Origin of the sequence: Clostridium sp. DMHC 10 (genome assembly GCF_001270375.1) — a bacterium.
GTDB classification, from domain to species: domain Bacteria; phylum Bacillota; class Clostridia; order Clostridiales; family Clostridiaceae; genus Clostridium_S; species Clostridium_S guangxiense.
On the sequence record NZ_LGVB01000015.1, the window covers coordinates 2,084,756 to 2,101,170 of the forward strand.

At 31.8% G+C, this 16,415-nt stretch carries 14 protein-coding genes and 1 other annotated feature; of the genes, 6 read left to right on the plus strand and 8 right to left on the minus strand.

What is annotated here, in order from left to right; all coding sequences use genetic code 11:
- Window positions 1-24: 24 nt before the first annotated feature.
- Window positions 25-2,652, minus strand: coding sequence for an AAA domain-containing protein (locus tag AGR56_RS21925; RefSeq protein ID WP_242851430.1), 2,628 nt, complete (start codon window positions 2,650-2,652; stop codon window positions 25-27).
- A 191-nt stretch (window positions 2,653-2,843) separates the two neighbouring features.
- Here AGR56_RS21925 and AGR56_RS12110 point away from each other — a divergent pair, with 191 nt between their 5' ends.
- On the plus strand, window positions 2,844-3,542 hold the full coding sequence (locus tag AGR56_RS12110) for an HD-GYP domain-containing protein (protein WP_053242445.1): 699 nt from the start codon (window positions 2,844-2,846) through the stop codon (window positions 3,540-3,542).
- Window positions 3,543-3,710: 168 nt separating this feature from the next.
- Here AGR56_RS12110 and AGR56_RS12115 read toward each other — a convergent pair whose 3' ends face one another.
- From AGR56_RS12115 to AGR56_RS12135, 7 genes are all read right to left on the minus strand, one after another.
- Window positions 3,711-4,718 carry a LacI family DNA-binding transcriptional regulator gene (locus AGR56_RS12115; RefSeq protein ID WP_053242446.1) on the minus strand — a complete coding sequence of 336 codons (1,008 nt, stop codon included), beginning with the start codon at window positions 4,716-4,718 and terminating at the stop codon, window positions 3,711-3,713.
- Between the two features lie 220 nt (window positions 4,719-4,938).
- Window positions 4,939-8,043 carry an isoleucine--tRNA ligase gene (gene ileS / locus AGR56_RS12120; RefSeq protein ID WP_053242447.1) on the minus strand — a complete coding sequence of 1,035 codons (3,105 nt, stop codon included), beginning with the start codon at window positions 8,041-8,043 and terminating at the stop codon, window positions 4,939-4,941.
- A gap of 46 nt (window positions 8,044-8,089) precedes the next feature.
- Window positions 8,090-8,306 (minus strand) — a binding site (T-box leader).
- Between the two features lie 353 nt (window positions 8,307-8,659).
- Window positions 8,660-8,854, minus strand: coding sequence for a hypothetical protein (locus AGR56_RS21930; protein ID WP_242851431.1), 195 nt, complete (start codon window positions 8,852-8,854; stop codon window positions 8,660-8,662).
- A 35-nt stretch (window positions 8,855-8,889) separates the two neighbouring features.
- The gene (locus AGR56_RS12125; protein ID WP_278279627.1) at window positions 8,890-9,480 is read right to left on the minus strand and encodes an amidohydrolase; all 591 of its coding nucleotides are present in this window, start codon (window positions 9,478-9,480) and stop codon (window positions 8,890-8,892) included.
- Complete coding sequence (locus AGR56_RS22875) at window positions 9,477-9,836, minus strand: M20/M25/M40 family metallo-hydrolase (RefSeq protein ID WP_278279628.1); 360 nt, start codon at window positions 9,834-9,836, stop codon at window positions 9,477-9,479. Before AGR56_RS22875 ends, AGR56_RS12125 begins: the two co-directional genes overlap by 4 nt.
- Window positions 9,837-10,035: 199 nt before the next feature.
- The gene (locus AGR56_RS12130) at window positions 10,036-11,157 is read right to left on the minus strand and encodes a M20 family metallopeptidase (RefSeq protein WP_242851432.1); all 1,122 of its coding nucleotides are present in this window, start codon (window positions 11,155-11,157) and stop codon (window positions 10,036-10,038) included.
- 454 nt (window positions 11,158-11,611) lie between these two features.
- Window positions 11,612-11,809 carry a hypothetical protein gene (locus AGR56_RS12135; protein ID WP_053242448.1) on the minus strand — a complete coding sequence of 66 codons (198 nt, stop codon included), beginning with the start codon at window positions 11,807-11,809 and terminating at the stop codon, window positions 11,612-11,614.
- 203 nt (window positions 11,810-12,012) lie between these two features.
- On the opposite strand from AGR56_RS12135, the gene AGR56_RS12140 reads away from it, so the two are divergent.
- The 5 genes from AGR56_RS12140 to rsmA all read left to right on the plus strand — a co-directional run bounded on the left by AGR56_RS12140 (window position 12,013) and on the right by rsmA (window position 16,406).
- Window positions 12,013-12,387, plus strand: a complete 375-nt coding sequence (locus AGR56_RS12140) for a desulfoferrodoxin (protein WP_053242449.1) — start codon at window positions 12,013-12,015, stop codon at window positions 12,385-12,387.
- Window positions 12,388-12,753: 366 nt separating this feature from the next.
- Window positions 12,754-13,515 (plus strand): TatD family hydrolase, encoded by a 762-nt coding sequence (locus AGR56_RS12145; RefSeq protein ID WP_053243329.1) that lies wholly within the window; start codon window positions 12,754-12,756, stop codon window positions 13,513-13,515.
- 277 nt (window positions 13,516-13,792) lie between these two features.
- Window positions 13,793-14,842, plus strand: coding sequence for a G5 and 3D domain-containing protein (locus tag AGR56_RS12150; protein WP_053242450.1), 1,050 nt, complete (start codon window positions 13,793-13,795; stop codon window positions 14,840-14,842).
- Window positions 14,843-15,013: 171 nt separating this feature from the next.
- Window positions 15,014-15,565 (plus strand): ribonuclease M5, encoded by a 552-nt coding sequence (gene rnmV, locus AGR56_RS12155; protein WP_053242451.1) that lies wholly within the window; start codon window positions 15,014-15,016, stop codon window positions 15,563-15,565.
- Entirely contained in the window at window positions 15,558-16,406 is an 849-nt protein-coding gene (gene rsmA, locus AGR56_RS12160) for a 16S rRNA (adenine(1518)-N(6)/adenine(1519)-N(6))-dimethyltransferase RsmA (RefSeq protein ID WP_053242452.1), read from the plus strand. The genes rnmV and rsmA overlap by 8 nt, the downstream gene beginning before the upstream one ends.
- Window positions 16,407-16,415: the final 9 nt, after the last annotated feature.

Sequence of the window (16,415 nt, forward strand, 5' to 3'; positions counted from 1 at the left end):
CAAGCTTTCTTTGCAACAATTTCCTTAATAAGAACTTTTTTCTTTTATCTTTTCATTTTCTATGTTTTTCTCTAAAATATCTGTCCTCAAATTATGGGCTTTCTTTAAAAATCCGTTCATCTGCTTCCATTTCCAAGCTTGTGATATATTTTTGTAAGCTTCTCTCTTATTGCTCTTTAAAAGTTTGCTTGTAAAAAGAGGTGCAGCTGCTTCAAGTTTATTTTTAAACATATTTATTTCCTTTACAGCAGGAATAAGTTCCTTTAAACGCAGGATTTCGCCATAAGCCTTTTTTATCCTCTGCGTATCTTTCTTATCAATTCCATCCGTTAAACAGTCAATTCCATAAGTGTTTCTGCACATTTTAGTTACTCCACTTATGTAAGTCTTCTCTTTCTCATAATTTTTGATGTTTCTAATGCTCAAGATCCCTCTTTTTAAATAAGAATAAGTATCCTTCTTATACCAATCTATATTACTCAAAAAAGTTATCTCCCCAAGACTATCAACAATTTTGCTTCTATAATTTATGTTCCAATTTACTACTTCACCAAGATTTTTAATCTCCCTTTCAAGTTTTACAAAGGTATCTGCATCAAATTCCTTGATTTCTTCTCCTTTAAACTTTTTAACGTTGCTGTTCCAAAGTTCCATCAATTCTTTTTCAATATCTTTTTTATCCAAATAAAGCTTTACAGTTTCCGCTTGTTCACCATATTCAATAGTATTATTATCTACGAGACATCCCTTAAAGATGTATCTGTACTCCCTGTGAAGTGTTTTATACAGCTTGTTTAGCTTGCCACTTGATTTTATATGGGAATAAATATTTTTAAAATCAGCCTCAAACTTGTCAAAATCCTTGTCCTCACAAATTTTTATTTTATGAGATACTATCCTGCTTTGTATATCTGAAAGACGACGTATGTACTCCGAAGATTTAACATACAAATGCTTTATTGCCGGTCTTTCAACTTCACTAGAATAATAACAAACCATAAGATCTTTAAGCCAACTTTTTTCTATAAATTCCATCCTATCTTCGGCCTTATCAAGCAGATTAATTACTTTATCGTAATCTACCTTTTCATCATATGGAAGAGACCATCCTTTTATATTTTCTTTGTTTTTAAAATACTCCTTTTCAAGTTCAACATAATCTTCAACAGTACTACAAACCTCATCACATTGAGGAAGCTGAGAAAAAACTTTTAGGGCACTATTTACTTTGCCTATATCCTTATTATTAACGCTATTAAGCAGATATATAAAATGAGCAAATTGCTGATCATTGATTGGACAATCTGTATCCATTGAAACTTCATCGTCAATCCAATTGAGCTCATTCTCATTTTTTCTCACCCATTTTGCAATTTCCATAAGTGTATAAATTTGACCTTTAATATTTAGTTTCTTAGTCTCAATACACTCTGCTTCCTTAATTTTTTCGTATAGTACTTTTTGTTTCATTCTGCAATCTGAAAGTTCCTTTTTTAATGGAATTACTTCTTTATTTATATCTTCCGGATTTAATGATAAATTTTCAGTTATTTTTCTAACAGAATCATCTAGCTGTTTTAAAGATTTTGTATCATCTCCAAGAAGGCTCATGCAAAGAGGTCTTATCTCCTCTGGCACTTTATCAGACAAAACTTTAAGAGCTCGTCCAGTTTGGCTTGTTACAAGTACTCTTTTGCCATGAGCAAGTAGATGACATATTAAGTTTACTATAGTATGACTTTTGCCTGTACCCGGAGGACCTTGAACAACAACTCCAAAATTATCACATAACTTTTTTACAACTTCTTTTTGCTCTTCGTTAGCTGGTAATGGGAAAAGTAAATTTTCACCAACGCTTTTCCATTCCTCATTTTCTTCCTCAATTTCCCCCATCTTTTCAGTTTCTACTAATGCTTTTATAGGAAGCGGTATAGGATAACCCAAATCAATAACATCCATTATATTATTTAGTTCTTTATTCCAAAGTCTGCTGTCGGTTTTTCTAACTATAATTAAAGAAGCATCATAAAAAACAGGGTACTCAGTTGCCTTAATTTCATTAAAGGTCTCAATATTTTCCTTAATTTCTCCTTCTGGATTAATTTCAGCACTTAAATAGTGAACTGTCTTATATAAAATTTCTTTTACATTTTTAATATCTCTTACATCAGTAATTCCATTTTCGAATCCGTTTTTAATTTCAATTATCTTGTCCGAGTTAGGTATAATCATTCCACTAAGCATGTCCAATTCCATAATAGTCCTATTATCATATGGCTTTAATAAAAATTTTCCGTTTTCCGCATCAAAGCTCAATTCCATTTTAGTTGTAAATATGGGATGAAGTATTTTCTTATCGCCTTTATTCCATGCCAATATATGATTTCCCCAAACAATTTCCATGTTTTCACTATTCTTTTGTATTAATAAATACAATTGAAAAAAGGAATCATACAGTTTTTTATTTTCTTTTCCAACCGCCAGCCATTCTTCCTCACCATCATTATTTAAAATAACTCCATTTTTGTTTTCAAACTCCTGCTTCCAATACAATTTATCATATTGACTTATATTTCTTATTACCTCTTCATCCATATTTTTAACACTTAAAAGATAAGAAAATAATTCCTTAACCTTAGTTCTAGTATCCATATGCCCATTCCCCCATATATATTAAAATAGCAAACATTTTATTCCTTATTTTACCAATTCTTATAACATTATACCATATATTTTTAGTTATTCAAATACATATTTAAATTGATTTTTAAACATGGTAACTATATAATTTTATATAATGATACAAGTATCAACCACAATTTAAATTCTGGAGGGCTTAATTTATGTTTCTAGAACCTGTTACCTTGCAATTTATAATTCCACTTTTAGCTATAATGTTTGCAATTTATACATATAATAAATCAAAAACAGAACATAACAATATGCTGCATATGGTAAATTGCCTTATCAACACTATTGAAGCAAAGTCTCCTGTAACCTACATGCATACAGAAAGAGTTTGCATTTATGCCCTAAAACTTGGAAAAGCCCTTAATTTATCCAAAAAAGATATGATAATTTTAAAAGAAGCTGCGCTGCTCCATGATATTGGCAAACTTGGAATCCCGGATAATATTTTAGAAAAGCCAGATAAACTCACTGATAGTGAATTTAAAATAATAAAAAGCCATCCTCAAAAAGGATATAATATTTTAAGGTCAATTAAAAATTTAGAACCCGTAGCTAAGTTAGTGCTTTGTCATCATGAAAAATATAATGGAAGTGGATATCCAAGCAAACTTTCTGGTGATCAAATACCTTATCTTGCTAAAATAATAACAATTGCTGACTCCTTTGACGTAATGACTTCAAGACGTCCTTATAAGGACCCTAGTTCTATTGAAATGGCAGCTTCAGAGCTGGAAAAATGTAAGTGGACACAGTTTGATGGAGACATGGTAGACGTTTTTATAAAAATTTTAAAGACAGATAAAGATATAAAGAGTGTTATGGATAGAAGTTTTCCATCCAATATAAACTAAAAAAATAGAGGTTGTCGCATCAAATTTATTTTTAACCGTAATTTACAAATATTATTAAGCAACTATAGTGAAGGGTTTTAACTTGCTCTGCTAGTTAAAACCCTTCACTCAAATTAGTTTGCAATATTTATAAATTATTATTGAATGAACTTTTAGTGCGACAGTCTCTTATTTTTTACATGAATCTCTTTCTATGAGAGTATGCGGTAATATATATTTTTTGTGATCGAGTTCTTTTTTGTTTATTATTTTTATGAGCATTCTCATTCCAACAGAGCCCATATCATAAGTAGGCTGCTCTACTGTTGTAAGCTTTGGGTAGAATATTGAAGAAGTATATATGTTATCAAATCCAACAACATCAACATCATCTGGAACTTTTATGTTATTGTCCCTTAAGGTATTAATGGCTCCCATCGCTATTTCATCTCCAGCACAGAAAACAGCATCAAATTTAGCTTTCTTTAATATCGCTGAAATACCATCGCTTCCATCTATAGCTTTAAGTCCTCCAAATTGAACTAAATCTTCATTGAATTCTATGCCATTTTCCTGAAGTGCTTTTTTGTATCCGTCAAATCTTATAGCACTAGCATTTGCTACTTTAGGACTTACTCCTATAAATGCAATATGCCTATTTCCTTTTTTTATAAGATAGTCAACAGCTTCATATGCAGCCTTTTCATTATCAATAGTTACACTGCAAAACTCTGTTTCTGCCCCTTCTTTTTCACTAGTTTCAACCAAAACTGTAGGTAACTTTAAATTTTCAAGTAAAGTTATTATTTCAGGTGCAAGAGAACTACTCATGTATATAACACCATCTACCATCTTTTCTTTTAGTACTCTTATGTATTCTTTTTCTTTTTCCATATCTAAATCCGTATTACACAATATTACATTATAATTGTATATATTAGATACGTCTTCAGCTCCCCTTACAATTTCAGGATAAAACTGACTTGATATGTCAGGTATTACAATTCCAATTGTCCTTGTCCTTTGAGTTTTTAGACTTCTAGCAACTATATTAGGCCTATAATCTAATTTTTTTATTGCAATCATTACTTTCTTCTTAGTTTCTTCATTTACAACATCTACATCATTCAAAACTCTTGAAACCGTAGCTATTGATACTCCCGCTTCTTTAGCAACATCTTTAATAGAGGCAGCCATTATTAATCAACTCCTATATTTCAATTTTACACAGTTGTAATTACAAATATATCTAATTATAGCTATTATACTATTTTTTATACCATATTTCTTATTAAATTGCAAACCTTTTAGTTATTTGTCTATACATAATAGGAACAATACAAAATATGATTTATACAAAATATTTTAACCACAGTATTGTTTCCCTATTCTAAACTATATGATGTTTTATATCATTTTATTTTCTTTCAACAAAAATATTTAACTTTTCACCATTTATAGAACATTCTGTATATGATTTTTCAGCATCATAAACAACTTCTAATGCTAATGTTTCCTTTTTAATGCTATCTTCAAATTTCTTTATAACACTTTCAAGCATTTCATTGCCTGCTACGTATAAAGTAATTTTATCAGCAACTTCAAAACCACTTTCTTTTCTCATGTTTTGAACTTTGCTTAATATTTCTCTTACAAAACCTTCTTCTCTAAGTTCTGGAGTTATAGTTGTCTCAAGTACTACACCTATTTCTCCTTGACCTGCAAAAGCGAAGCCGGAAAGTCCACTCATGGTAACTAAAAGATTGCTGCTATTGAACTCTATCTCTGTTCCATTTACATCAGTCTTTACAGTTTCTCCAGCGTTTACCTTCTGTGCAAGTTCCATTTGATTCATTGAAGCAAGTGTTTTTCTTATTGCTGGAATTAATTTTCCATATGACTTTCCAAGTACAGGTAAGTTAGGTTTTATTTCAAACTCAACATATTTTGAAAGATCTGCTCCAAATTCGACCTTTTTAACATTAAGTTCATCTTTTATGATATCTCCATAATAGTCTGGAAGTGCTTTAGTGCTTATAAGCATTTCTAATAATGGCTGCCTGTTCTTTATATTAGCTCCATTTCTTGCACTTCTTCCAAGTTTAACAATGTTATAAGCAAGTTCCATGTGCCCTTCTAATTCTTTATCAACAAGCTTTTCATTGTATTCTGGCCATTTGCAAAGATGAATACTTGAAACAGCATCTTTATCAATACTTACCACAAGGCTTTGATAAATTTCTTCAGTTACAAAAGGAGTAAATGGTGCTAAAACTTTTGATAATGTTACAAGAACATTGTATAGTGTTACATATGCTCCTATCTTATCATCTGTAAGTTCAGTAGTCCAATATCTTGCTCTGTTTCTTCTTACATACCAGTTTGAAAGCCTATCTACAAACTCTTCTATTGCAAGAGCAGCTTGAGTTATTCCATAGGTATCTAGATCATGGCTTACTTCTTTTATTAAAGTGTTAAGTTTAGAAATTATCCACTTATCCATTACATTAGCTGAAACAAAATCTTTATACTTTTCAGGGTTAAAATTATCAAGTTCAGCATAAAGTACATAGAAAGAATATACATTCCACAAGGTTCCAATAAACTTTCTTTGTGTTTCAGCTACATCCTCTTCTGAAAATCTTGTTGGAAGCCATGGTGCACTAGCTGTGTAGAAATGCCATCTGCAAGCATCTCCGCCTTCATGCTCAAGTACCTGGAATGGGTCTACAACATTTCCTTTATGCTTTGACATTTTAAGACCATTCTTATCAAGTACGTGACCTAAAACTATACAGTTTTCAAAAGAACTTCTATCAAATATAGCAGTTGATATTGCAAGTAATGTATAGAACCATCCTCTTGTTTGGTCGACAGCTTCTGAAATAAATTGTGCTGGATAAGTTTTTTCAAACACTTCTTTATTTTCAAATGGATAATGATGCTGTGCAAAAGGCATTGATCCTGAATCAAACCAGCAGTCTATAACTTCACGCTGTCTTGTCATAGGTTTTCCGCACTTTGGACATTTTAGCTTAACTTCGTCGATATATGGCTTATGAAGTTCTATATTATCTGGAACGTTAATTCCTTTTTCTTTAAGTTCTGCAATGCTGCCTATACATTCTCTATGACCACATTCACATTCCCATATTGGAAGTGGAGTACCCCAGTACCTGTCTCTGCTTATACCCCAGTCTATTACATTTTCTACAAACTTTCCAAATCTTCCTGTTCTTATGTTGTCTGGATACCAGTGAATTTTGTTGTTGTTCTCAACAAGTTTATCTCTAAGAGATGTCATTTTTACAAACCAGCTGTCCTTTGGATAGTATAAAAGTGGTGTATCACATCTCCAGCAGTGTGGATATGAGTGAGTGAACTTTTCTGATTTATATAAAGTTCCATTTTCTTTCATATACTCAAGAATCTTTGGATCTGCTTTCTTTACAAATAGACCTTTCCAAGGTTCAACAGCATCAACAAATTTACCTTCAGCATCAACCAAGTTCACAAGTGGCAAATCATTTTTCTTTCCAAGAATATTATCGTCTTCACCATAAGCTGGTGCTATATGAACTATTCCAGTACCATCTGTAAGAGTTACAAAGTCTCCATGAACAACATAGAAAGCCTTCTTATCAACCTTTGCATATTTAAATAACTGTTCATATTCAACTCCAAGAAGTTTTTCACCCTTGAATTCATCGACTACTTCGTATTCTCCTTCTAGCACACTTAAAAGCTGCTTTGCAAGTATTAAATGATCTCCATTGTTTACAACTTCAACATAATCATAGCTTTTATTTACTGCAAGTGCCACGTTACTTGGAAGTGTCCATGGAGTAGTTGTCCATGCTAATATATATTTATTTTCTTCACCTTTTACCTTGAATTTAACAAAAGCTGTAGCTTCTCTTACATCCTTATATCCTTGTGCAACTTCGTGTGATGAAAGTGCTGTTCCGCATCTTGGGCAATATGGAACAATTTTATGTCCTTTATATAAAAGTTCTTTATCCCACATTTGTTTAAGTGCCCACCATACTGATTCTATATAATCATTGTGATATGTTACATAAGGATTATCCATGTCAACCCAAAATCCAAGCTTTTCAGACATATCCTTCCACAAGCTTACATAAGAAAATACACTTTCTTTACATTCCTTAACGAATTTTTCAACACCATATTCTTCGATTTGAGGTTTTCCTGAAATTCCAAGTTTCTTTTCTATTTCAAGCTCTACAGGAAGTCCGTGAGTATCCCAGCCTGCTTTTCGTAAAACTTTATAACCTCTCATTACCTTATATCTAGGAATAATATCTTTCATTACTCTAGTTAAAACATGCCCTACATGAGGTCTTCCATTTGCTGTAGGAGGTCCATCATAAAAAGTAAAGTATTCTCCATCTTGATTTAATTCAAAACTTTTTTTAACAATGTCTTTTTCATTCCACATGTTGAGGGTATCTTTTTCCATGTCGACAAACGACTTTTCTGCATCAACTTTTTTATACATCGAAATATCTCCCTTCTTTTTTGTATAAATAAAAAAACTCCGTCCTCAATAGGACGAAGTTAAATTCGCAATACCACCTAAATAGTTTTAAATTTCGAGCACAATAATACTCTATTCTTTAACGCAGAACTACGAGAAAACTTACTGTGATTTCAGTCTCCAGCTCCCGGGGGATTTTTCCTAAATTAATAGTACAGTTTCACACCATACCCTGCTCTCTTTTACTATTTTCCTTTAGTACTTTGCCCGTTCTCAGCAATTAGCAAAATTTTTCTAATTCAACTTGCATTATATTATAGTATTTTGGTTTTGTCAAACATTTTTATAGATAGACAACTTGAAAAGTATGATTGAAAAGTGATAATGTCTTAGTGTACCACATTTGATTATGTCCTCAAAAACAAAATTTATAGTATAATAAACCTCATTGCTAGAAATGAGGTGTTTTACGTGCACAGCACCGTAAAACCCTTCACCTTTCGCATAGCGAAAACCTTAGTCTTTTAACAAACGAAGTGAGTTAAAACCCTTCACTATAGTGCTCGCTAAATTCCAGTTTGCCAATATGAATTAAATATTAGTAATTTTAACATTTCAGCTTCTCCATCTATCCTATTTAATTTTCCTCTACCAAGTAATCTATTGCAACCTGTACATAGCAGGCTGTTCCTATAGGAAGACTATCTTCATCAATTAAGTAATGATTTGAATGCTGTGGAAAAACACAATTTTTTTCTTCATTTCTCGTACCAAGCATCATAATCATTCCTGGAACCAATTTTAAATACTCTGAAAAATCTTCCGAACCCATGCCTTTTTCAGCTCCAAGTATATTATCTTCTCCAACTATTTTTTCACAGAATTTTTTACAAACTCTGTAGCTTTATCATCATTTATAGTTACTTCAAAACCTAATTTATATTCAAATTCATAAGTACAATCATAGGACTCACAAATACTTTTGATTACTTTTTTCATCCACTCTGGCATCATTTTTCTTGAATATTCAGTGAAGGTTCTATTCATTCCCGTAAGTGTCATTTTTCCAGGCACTACATTGAATCTTTCTCCTCCATTAGCTGTTCCTATATTTATTACAATTGGATTTCTAGCATCATTTACTCTACTTACAATTGCTTGAAGTCCATTTATTACAGCTGCAGTGCATACCATTACATCATGACCTTCCCAAGGTGAAGACCCATGACATGATTTCCCACTTATAATCAATTTCCATTCATCACCAGAGGCCATAAACTGCCCTTCTTGAGCAATTACTTTTCCAACTTCAACAGCAGATGCTATATGCATACCATATATCATATCGAGCTTAGGATTTTCAAGGGCTCCTCCAGCAATCATTGCTTTTGCTCCGCCAGCAGCCTCTTCCGCAGGTTGAAAAATAAATTTTACTGTACCACTGATTTTATCTCTCATATTTGATAAAAAATTTTTGCAGCTCCAAGCAACATTGATATATGAGAATCATGACCACAAGCATGCATAAATCCTTCTTTTTTTGATGCAAATGGCAATCCTGTTTCTTCATATACTGAAAGCGCATCCATATCTGCACGAAGTCCTATTACCTTTCCAGGTTTATCTCCTCTAAGTATTCCTACAATTCCTGTTTTACCTATGTGCTTAACCTCAATATCCATTTCTTTAAGCTTTTGTTCAACTATTCCAGAGGTCCTTATTTCCTCAAAGGATGGCTCTGGATACATATGAAAATCTCTTCTTAACTCAACAATCCATTCTTTTATCTCATTTGCTTTATCTAATATTTCCATAATATTTCCACCTCTCTACTTATTAGGTTTCGCATCTTCAGTAACGATCCAGATATATACTTCACCAGTTAGCCTTTTTACGCAGCTAAATAAACTAAAGGAAGCTTTGCTTTAAATAGGTTTAAAGAACAACACTTATTTAAAGCAAAGCTCAATTATTTTAAGAAATCCACTACTACTTGAGCGTAACTTGCAGCACCTATAGGTAAACTTCTTCATCTATCATGAAATGATTTGAATGCTGTGAATAGCAAATTCCTTTTTCTTTATTTCCACCGCCTAATATCATAATCATTCCTGGCACCTTACTTGAGTATTCTCCAAAATCCTCTGAACCCATTATTTTATCAGCGCCAATAACTTTATTTTCGCCAACAATTTTTGAGACAGATTTTTTAACAAATTCAGTAACCTCTTTACTGTTCTCAGTTATATTGCAGCCCCATAAGTATTCAAAATCATAAGCACAATCATATGCTTCGCAAGTACTTTTTATAATTTTTTTCATCCACTTTGGCATCATTTCTCTTGAATACTGAGAAAATGTTCTATTTGCACCTGTAAGTACAGCTTTTCCAGGAACAACATTAAATCTTTCTCCAGCATTCATTGTTCCTATGTTTATAACTATTGGATTTCTTGCATCATTTACTCTACTCACAATAGTTTGAAGTCCATTTATTATAGCAGCCGCACAAACTATAGCATCATGTCCTTCCCAAGGAGAAGATCCATGACAAGATTTACCATTTATATTTAATTTCCACTGATCAACCGAAGCCATAAAACTTCCTTCTTGAGCAACTATGTATCCCTTGTCAAGCATTGAAAATATATGCATACCAACTACCATGTCTACCTTTGGATTTTCTAAAACGCCTCCATCGACCATTGATTTTGCTCCACCACTAGCTTCTTCAGCTGGTTGAAATATAAATTTAACAGTTCCCTTAAGCTCATCCTTCATTGCAGATATAATTTTAGCCGCTCCCAAAAGCATTGCAGCATGCGTGTCATGGCCACAAGCATGCATAAAGCCAGGATTTTGTGAAGAATAAGGAAGCCCTGTTTCTTCTTCTACTGAAAGAGCATCTATATCTGCTCTAAGCGCAATTACCTTTCCAGGTTCTTTTCCAACAATTGTACCTAATAATCCTGTTTTTCCTATACGTTTTACTTCAATACCAAGTTCCTCTAACCTTTTTTCTATAGCATTTGATGTACGATATTCTTCAAAGGATGGTTCCGGATGCATATGAAAATCTCTTCTAATTTCAACTATCCAATCTTTTATCTCTTTTGCCTTTTCTAAAGTACTCATTAATAACAGCCCCCCTAAATTTATTTACACGTATATAATTTTACACTCTAATAATATTGCGAACTAATTCGAGTTAAGGGTTTTAACTTGCCTTGCTCGTTAAAAGACTAACTTTTTCACTTATGTGAAAAAGTGAAGGGTTTGACGATGCTTTGCATGTCAAAGGTGAACTTTTCGTCTAAAGCCAAAAGTTAAGGTGATTTTTCCTTCTCTTCGCTACGGAAAAATAAATAAATTAAAGATTTTCTGTAGTAAAACGGAAGAAAATCATCATTAACTTTTTACTGAAGGTAAAAAAGTTCACCTTTTAGCGAGCAGAGCAAGTTAAAACCCTTCACCCTTAGCTTTTTCGCCTTCTTTTTAGGCGAAAAAAATTAGTTATTACTTCGCAATATTTCTAAACTATGACCGAAAATATATTTAGTGCAACAGCCCCATTTAATATTTTGAGATACTATTCTTTTATATCTTTTCCTTCATTGTAGGTGTAATCAAATTCTGCATTGGAGATATTATTTGATACTATTGGATCCCTAACTGGATCTGGAAGCTTAGTGTAATCATGTTTTGAATATGACTTTATTATTTTTGCATTCTGTTCAAGATAATCTCTTTCATTTGGACCATAGGAAATTTTCGTTTTGCTTGACATCATTATCACTCCTCGTATAATAAGATAAATAATGTTTAAAGTGAATTTTTATGCATATAATAATATCTATTAATCATAGTGTTTGTAGTTTATGTGGATTAATTCAAAATAAAAAGTGAAATTGTACAAAGTTTTGGATTTTAATGAAAAAAGCTTATGGTTTTGGTATAATTTATATAAATAAAATATTTAGGAGGGATACAATGACAGAATTTAAACAAATTTATAAATGCCCTATATGTGGTAATATGATTGAAGTCCTTCATAAAGCTGGAGGAACTCTTGTTTGTTGTGGAAAGCCTATGATGCTTGTTTCTGAAAATACAGTAGATGCTGCTGTTGAAAAACACGTTCCTGTTATTGAAAAAATAGAAGGTGGTGTTTTGGTTAAGGTTGGAGAAGTTGAGCATCCTATGCTTCAAGAACATCATATTGAATGGATAGAAATTCATACTGAAAATAAAGTATATAGAAAATATCTAAAACCTGGTGAAAAACCACAGGCAGAATTTAAAATTGACGAAGAAGTTTTATATGCAAGGGAATATTGCAATGTACATGGTTTGTGGAAAAAATAATGCAAATGCAAAGTAACAATGCTTCGTCACATAAACATACGCGGGGTTTGGGCGTATACGCCACGCGTATGTTTATACTCGCTAGCAATCAAACAGATTGAAATCTCTAAGTATTTTATGATTTTTTCGCCAAGGTTTATTAGAATTTTTTGAAATTGTTCCTTCACTCCCACGGTAGTACAAGGAAAAAAATTCCTCTGTGCCTACAGAATTTTGGGTAAGAATTTATATAGTTTATTAAATTTTTATAGTATATCACCTAAAAATAAATTGGGTTAGGTATTAATCTGTTTAGGTAAAACATTTAGACATGGTTACAGTGATTTTATTATACATATACAAAATATGAAATGGGGAATAAAAATGATGATATTTGATGCACATGCTCATTATAACGATGAAGCATTTGATGGAGATAGAGATGAGGTAATTGATGAATTAAAAAAAGACGGAATTGTTGGAGTTTTGAATTGTGGAGACTCTTTAGAGGGATCGATACAATCTGTTGGGCTTGCAGATAAATATGATTTCTTTTATGCAGCAGTTGGTGTCCATCCAGAATATGCTGATACTGTAAATGAAGAACTTATAAATAAAATAAAAGAACTTGCAAAAAATCCAAAAGTTAAAGCTATTGGTGAAATAGGCTTGGATTATTACTATAAAGAAAATCCACCTAAAGAAATTCAAAAAGAAGCATTTATAAAACAAATGGAACTTGCTAGAGAATTAAAAAAACCAGTTATAATACATGACAGAGAGGCACATGGTGATACTCTTGAAATAATAAAGCAGTTTCCAGATGTAAAAGGAGAAATTCATTGTTTTTCAGGAAGCGTTGAATTTGCAAAAGAGTGTTTAAAACTTGGGTATTATTTAGGATTTACTGGTGTTGTTACCTTTAAGAACGCTAAAAAGGTGGTGGAAGTTGTTAAAGAGGTACCTATGGATAGAATGCTTGTTGAAACTGATTGTCCATATATGGCACCAGAACCTAATAGAGGGAAAAGAAATAGATCTGAATATATAGAAGATATAATAAAGAAAATAGCAGATATAAAGAGTATCTTACCAATAAATGTAAGTGAGAAAACAATACAAAATGTTAAAGACTTGCTAAAGTTATAAAATTGATGTAAAATGAGAACATAATTATTTAAAACAATTTATTCTAAAATTTCATTACAAAGCATATACCTATAAAGGTGACATATAAAATTATATACAGTCCTCTCTATTAAATTGGATACCGGTTAAGTTTTATACGCTATTATACTTTTATTTATTTTATGCATATCATGCATTTTTACCGGGTGTAGAAATTTAATTGTGGCATTAAATTTGACATTTTTCCAATATTGGGGTTATAATGTTAAAGACTTTTGCCTTTGGGGGAGGTATTACTATGTTAGAAAAGATGAAAAGCATTGTTAGAAATAAGCTAGGTTTACGCTTTAATAATAGCTTTTCAAATGCTACTAGGGTACTTTTGTCGTTTATAGGCTTTTTAGTAATAATTTCATTGGCTGTTACAGCAGTTGGCTTTTCAATGCGAAAAACATTAACTGTTAAGATTGATGGTAAAAGCAAGCAAATTGTTACTTATAGAAGCAATGAAAAAGAAGCCTTAGAAAACAATAACATACTAGTAGGGCCAAAAGACAAGGTTCAACCAAGTTTGGACACGAATATAAGAGACGGAGATAAAATAGCCATCAAAAGAGCTGTAAATGTTAATATTGCAGTTGATGGAAAGGTGCTTAAGATTAAATCCGCAGAAAAAAATATACAGGATATGTTAAAGGCGGAACATATTACTTTAAGCAAGATTGATAAAATTAAACCGGCTAAGAATTCGCTGTTGAAAAAAGAAATGAAAATATGCATTATAAGGGTAAATTCTCAAATTGTTAAAAATAATGAAGAAGTCGGTTTTGCAACAGAAGTTATAACTGATAACACTATGGGAAATGATGAAAAGCAAATTATCCAGCAAGGGCAAGCTGGACAAAAAGAAGTTTCAACAAAAATTGTATATGAAGATGGCGTTCAGGTATCTAATAATATTGTAAGTGAAAATTTAATAAAGCAGCCTGTAAAGCAGATTGTAAAAATAGGTACTCTTGGTGTTTTAAAGCCTGATAGAGGTGGAAGAGTATTATACGAAAAAAGTATTGATGTAGTTGCAACTGCTTACACAAATGATTTTGGGTTTGGTATAACAGCCTCTGGTTCAAGAGTAAGGAGAGATACAAACGGTTACAGCTCGATAGCTGTTGATCCGCGAGTGATTCCTTTGGGTTCAAAACTTTATATTCCAGGTTATGGTTATGGGGTTGCAGAGGATACAGGCGGTGCCATTAAAGGCAATAGGTTGGACTTATTCTTCTCAAGTGAAAAAGATTGTTATAACTGGGGTGTACGAAACATTAAAGTGTATATACTTAAAAACTAGGAGCTTTTAACGCTCCTAATTTTTTTACTTATACTTGGGTATATTAAAGAAAATGCTCATAAAAGTTTATGTCATTAATGGATTATAACGTAAAATATCAATATTTTCTTAAATATAGCTAAACGTACTAAATAAATCCTTATATTTGAAGGTAAAGGAGTATTAATTTTTATGATAAAAGAAGTAATTGTTGTTGAAGGAAGAGATGATATATCTGCAGTAAAAAAAGCAGTTGATGCTGAAATTATCTCAGTAGGTGGTTTTGGTATAAATTCTAAAGTAATAGATAAAATAAGAGAAGCGCAAAAGAGAAAGGGTGTAATTGTATTTACAGACCCAGATTTTGCCGGTGAAAAAATAAGAAAGATAATAACTAAAAGAGTTAAAGGAGTAAAACATGCGCGTATATCTCAAAAAGATGGAATTAAAGATGGTGACATAGGTGTGGAAAATGCTTCTCCAGAGGCAATAATGAATGCTCTTTTAAATGCTAAATGTGAAGTTGAAGAAAAAAATGAAATTTTTAATATAGAAGATATGATGTTTTTTAAGCTTGTTGCCGATAAAAATGCTAAGGAAAGAAGAGATTTAGTTGGAAGAGAACTTGGTATAGGATATGCTAATGGAGCACAGTTCTTATCAAGATTAAATAACTTTGGAGTCTCAAAGAAAGAACTTTCAAAGGCGGTAGAAAAAGCTGATAAGGAGATTAAGAATGGATAGATTAGACACTAAAGAGATTGTAAAAAAGTATGGTTTTAAGTTTTCTAAAAGTTTAGGACAAAACTTTTTAATAGATGTAAGTGTACTCGAAGATATAATTCAAAGCTCAGATATAAATAAAGAAGACCTAGTTATAGAAATAGGACCAGGTGTTGGAACACTTACAAAAGAGCTTCTAAAAAAAGCCAAAAAGGTATGTGCTATTGAATTAGATTCGGATTTGATACCAATTATAAAAAAGGAAATCGGAGAAGAAGAAAATTTTCAACTTATAAATAAAGATGCACTAAAAGTTGATTTTAACGAAATAATAGGAGAAGAAAAATCAGTTAAACTTGTAGCAAATTTGCCATATTATGTGACTACGCCTATAATTTCAAGAATTTTAAATGAAAAATATAATTTTAAATCACTTATAATAATGATTCAAAAAGAAGTTGCAGAAAGAATTAATTCAAAGCCAAATTGTAAGGAATATGGTGCATTAACTATACTAGTCCAATATTATTGTAATACTAGTATTGTAAGAAATGTTAAGCCATCATCATTTGTTCCTGAGCCTAAAATTGATTCAACTGTAATAAAATTAGAAAAACTTTCTGAGCCTAGAGTAAAAGTAAGGGATGAAAAAATATTTTTTAGAGTTGTTAGGGATTCATTTAATATGAGGAGAAAAACTCTTTGGAATGCGCTTAAAACCTTTAAGATATCAAGTGATGATATGAAAACTATATTTGAACTTGCCGGAATAGATCCCAAAAGAAGGGGAGAGACGCTTTCAATAGAAGAGTTTGGACACTTGGCAGATGAAATATATAAGCTCAATAACAGTGCTTCGTAACATTAAAAA